Raw genomic sequence first — 3,666 nt, 5'->3', positions numbered from 1 at the left:
TCGCTGCAGGGCACCGGCCAGACGCCGTGGGGCGCCATCAGCGCCGGCTCGGCCATCACGGTGCTGCCGCTGCTGATCCTGTTCGCCGCCTCTTCACGCCGCCTCATCGAGGGCCTGTCCGCAGGCGCCGTCAAGGGATGAGGGGCATCCCTGCGAAGCAACACTGACATGACTCATCTCACCCTCCAAGGCATCGAGAAGCACTACGGCCAGGGCCCTCGCGTGCTGCACGGCATCGACCTGCACGTCCACTCCGGCGAGTTCATGGTCTTCGTGGGGCCATCGGGCTGCGGCAAGACCACGCTGCTGCGCTCGATCGCCGGTCTCGAAGACGTGAGCGCCGGGAAGATCTTCATCGGCGACGAAGAGTCGCAGGACCTGCCACCGGTGGACCGCGGCGTCGCAATGGTGTTCCAGAACTATGCGCTGTACCCGCACATGACGGTGGCCGAGAACATCGGCTTCGCGCTCAAGTTCACGAACCTCGGCAAGGCCGAAGCGCAGCAGGCGGTGCTGCGCGCCGCCGAGATGCTGCAGATCGTGCCGCTGCTGGATCGCAAGCCGAAGGCGCTGTCCGGCGGCCAGCGCCAGCGCGTGGCCATCGGCCGGGCCATCGTGCGGCATCCGAAGGTCTTCCTGTTCGACGAGCCGCTGTCCAACCTCGACGCCTCGCTGCGCGTGCAGATGCGCATGGAGCTGGCCCGGCTGCATCGCGAACTCGGCACGACGATGATCTACGTGACGCACGACCAGGTCGAGGCGATGACGCTCGGAACGCGCATTGCCGTCTTCAATGCCGGCCGCATCGAGCAGGTCGGCACCCCGATGGAGCTGTACCACCACCCGCGCACGCGCTTCGTCGCCGGGTTCCTCGGTTCGCCGAAGATGTGCTTCCTGCCCGGCATCGCCAGCCAGCAGGGCAGCGGCCTGCGCCTCTCGCTGGGCGACGCCGGCAGCGTCTTCCTGCCGGACCAGGGCCTGCCCGGCACCGCACGAGAGCTAACGCTGGGCGTGCGTCCGGAGCACCTCGGTTTCGCGCCGCCGGGCGGCGGCCTGCAGGCCACGGTCGATCAGGTCGAGCACCTGGGCGATTGCGACATCGCTTACACGCGCCTGGCCGGCCTGGCCGAGCCCGCGGCCATCAAGCTCGCGAGCGGCAGCCGCCCGCTGAAGACCGGCGAGGTGGTCTGGCTCGAGCCCGAACCGGGCCGCTGCCACCTGTTCGATGCGGAAGGGCGCGTGGTCAACGCGCGCTGAGTCTTGGCCTCCACCGACGAGTTGCCCGATGAACACGAACCTCCTGCTCGCCGACGCTGCCGTGCCGCCCCGTTTTGCGCAGGGCCTTCTGCCCGCCGGCGCCGGGCCGCTGAAGGCGCTCGTGCGCCCGCGTGAGCAGCCCTCGCTGCGCAGCCACCACCTGCGGCGCATGGAGCAGGTGCTGGACCACGTCGAGACGCACTTGTCGAAGGACCTGAGCCTGGAGCGGCTGAGCGACTGCGCGGCGTTCTCGCCGTTTCACTTCCACCGGCTCTTCCTCGCGTGGAGCGGCGAGACGGCGAAGGAGTTCGTGCGCCGCCGCCGGCTCGAGACGGCGGCCGGCCGGCTGCGCCACTGCCCGAACGAGAAGGTCACGGCCGTCTCGCTCAACTGCGGCTTCGCCTCGCCGGAAGCCTTCGCCCGCGCCTTCCGCGAGCATTTCGGCATGACGCCGTCCCGATGGCGTGCGGGCGGGTGGATCGACTGGCGAACGCCGGCCGACGACAGCCGGTCCACGACGAGCTGCCGGGTCGAACTCAGGCACTTCGAGGCGAGGGAATGCCTCTACATGCGCGAGCGCGGCGACTACGGCCACAGCTCGGAGATCCTGCACGCGCGCTTCGTGCCMTGGGTCGACAGCATGGGCTTGTCGGACCGGCCGATGCTGTCCATCGGCCTCGACGACCCGGCCATCACGCTCGCGGCGCATTGCCGCATGGACGCCTGCGTCGAGCTGCCCGCCGGCTGGCAGGACCCCGGCCTGCGGGCCATGCGCAAGAGCCTGCCGGCGCACTGGGCCGCCTGCCTGCGCTACGAGGGCCCGTCGAGCGAGATCGGGCGTGGCTGGAACACCTTGCTCACCGAATGGCTGCCCACATCCCCGTTCGAGCTCGCGGAAGGGCATTTCATCCAGCGCTGCGAACCCGGCTCGCCGCCGCCCGGTTCGCCGTTCGTGCGCTGCGAGCTGTGCATGCCGGTCAGCGCGACATGAGGTGCGCTGCGTGCTACCTGGCGGCGCTTGCCGCGGCGTGGCTGTCGGTGCCGGCCTGGGGCGCTGACGTACCGTCGGCGGGACCGTCGGTGGTGTGGGCCGATTTCCGGACCGCCCCGGCCGGCCGCGCGCGCCCGCCGGTGAGCCTGCTGCAGATCTCCGAGAAGCCCGGCGATGTCGCGGCCGACCCGCTCGGCGCCTACGACGGCGGGGTGCGGGTGTCCGGCCGCCTGAGCCGTGCGCAGGGCAGCGCGTGGAGCACGCTGGGGGTGGACGTGGGGGCGGGCCGCGGCGGGGCGGCGGTCGACCTCTCGGCGTTCCGCAACCTGCGCATCCGGCTCGTGTCGCCGACCGAACAGGTGCTTCGCATCCGCATCAAGGGCACCGACACGAGGCTGCAGAACACCGGCTGCTACCCGGTGCTGCTGCAGCGGGTGCGGGGCACGATGGACATCGACATCCCGCTGGCGGTCTTCGAGCCCGAGCCCTATTGCGCCGGCAACGGCGCGAGCATCGCGCAGACCCTGCCGGCCGTCGCGAGCGTGGAGGTCACGGCCAACGAACCGTCGGACGAGCCGGTGCGCTTCGAGGTCGGGCGCATCGAGTTCCTGAATGCCGGCAGCGACATGGTGGCCGCGGCGCCGGCGGCGGTGGCCCTGCCCCGCGAGACGCGGGATGCCGCATGGCGGCTCGCCTGGGCCGACGAGTTCGATGCGGCGGCGACGGTGCGGGTCGACGAGAAACGCTGGCGCGTGCACAAGGCCCCCGGCGGCGCGGGCCCGCAGCTCGACGGCAACGGCCGCCTGCTGCTGCCGCCTGCGAGCAGCCTGCGCGTGCGGCCGGCGGGTGCGATGGTCTACGGCCGCATCGAGCTGCGCGTGAAGTTGCCGGCCGGTGCCGCGCGCCTCTCGTTGCAAGGCGCACCGCTGACATCGCTCGACTGGCTGGAAGCCGGCGAGATCGCGTTGATCGAGAAGGACGGGACCGACCTCAACCTCGGCCTGTATGCGCCGGGCATCGGCGACGAGCCGGCCTTCCATGCGCCGGTGGAACTGGCGCCTTCGAGCGACGGCTTCCACCGCTTCTCGCTCGAATGGGATCCGGTGAAGATCCGATGGGCCGTCGACGACGTGGCGGTGAAGGCGGTGCTGCGCACCGACCTGCCCACCGGTGCGCGCGAGGTCTTCGAGCAGTGGCCGTTCCTGCTGAACCTGGAAGCCGGAGCGGGCACCGAGCCGATGCTCGTCGACCATGTCCGCATCTACMAGAAGGACGAGCTGGCCGCCTTGTCGCGCGAACGGCTCGCGACCTGGAAGACGGCGTACGACTCGGTGAACGTCGCGGCGCCGGTCGCCCGTCCCGTGGCGAGGCCGACGCCGCCGCGCAAGGCGGCCGAGCCCGCCGCGCCGGCCGCGCGC

The 3,666-nt window shown here is 71.4% G+C and carries 3 protein-coding genes; all 3 read left to right on the top strand.

The window, feature by feature from the left end; genetic code table 11:
- Window positions 1-168 precede the first annotated feature (168 nt).
- Window positions 169-1,257, top strand: a complete 1,089-nt coding sequence (locus tag AC1D15_RS22100) for an ABC transporter ATP-binding protein (protein WP_465113493.1) — start codon at window positions 169-171, stop codon at window positions 1,255-1,257.
- 28 nt (window positions 1,258-1,285) lie between these two features.
- Window positions 1,286-2,248 (top strand): AraC family transcriptional regulator, encoded by a 963-nt coding sequence (locus AC1D15_RS22095; protein ID WP_477827654.1) that lies wholly within the window; start codon window positions 1,286-1,288, stop codon window positions 2,246-2,248.
- On the top strand, window positions 2,245-3,666 hold a 1,422-nt coding region (locus AC1D15_RS22090; RefSeq protein WP_477827653.1), incomplete at its 3' end, for a glycoside hydrolase family 16 protein. The genes AC1D15_RS22095 and AC1D15_RS22090, both read left to right, overlap by 4 nt.

Source organism: Rhizobacter sp. P2_H2, from assembly GCF_056403375.1.
This window is presented reverse-complemented; position numbering and strand designations above follow the sequence as displayed.

What these genes read in the sequence shown, in the direction of transcription:
- AC1D15_RS22100 (WP_465113493.1), top strand. Translation starts at nt 169, where the DNA reads ATGACTCATCTCACCCTCCAAGGCATCGAGAAGCACTACGGCCAGGGC.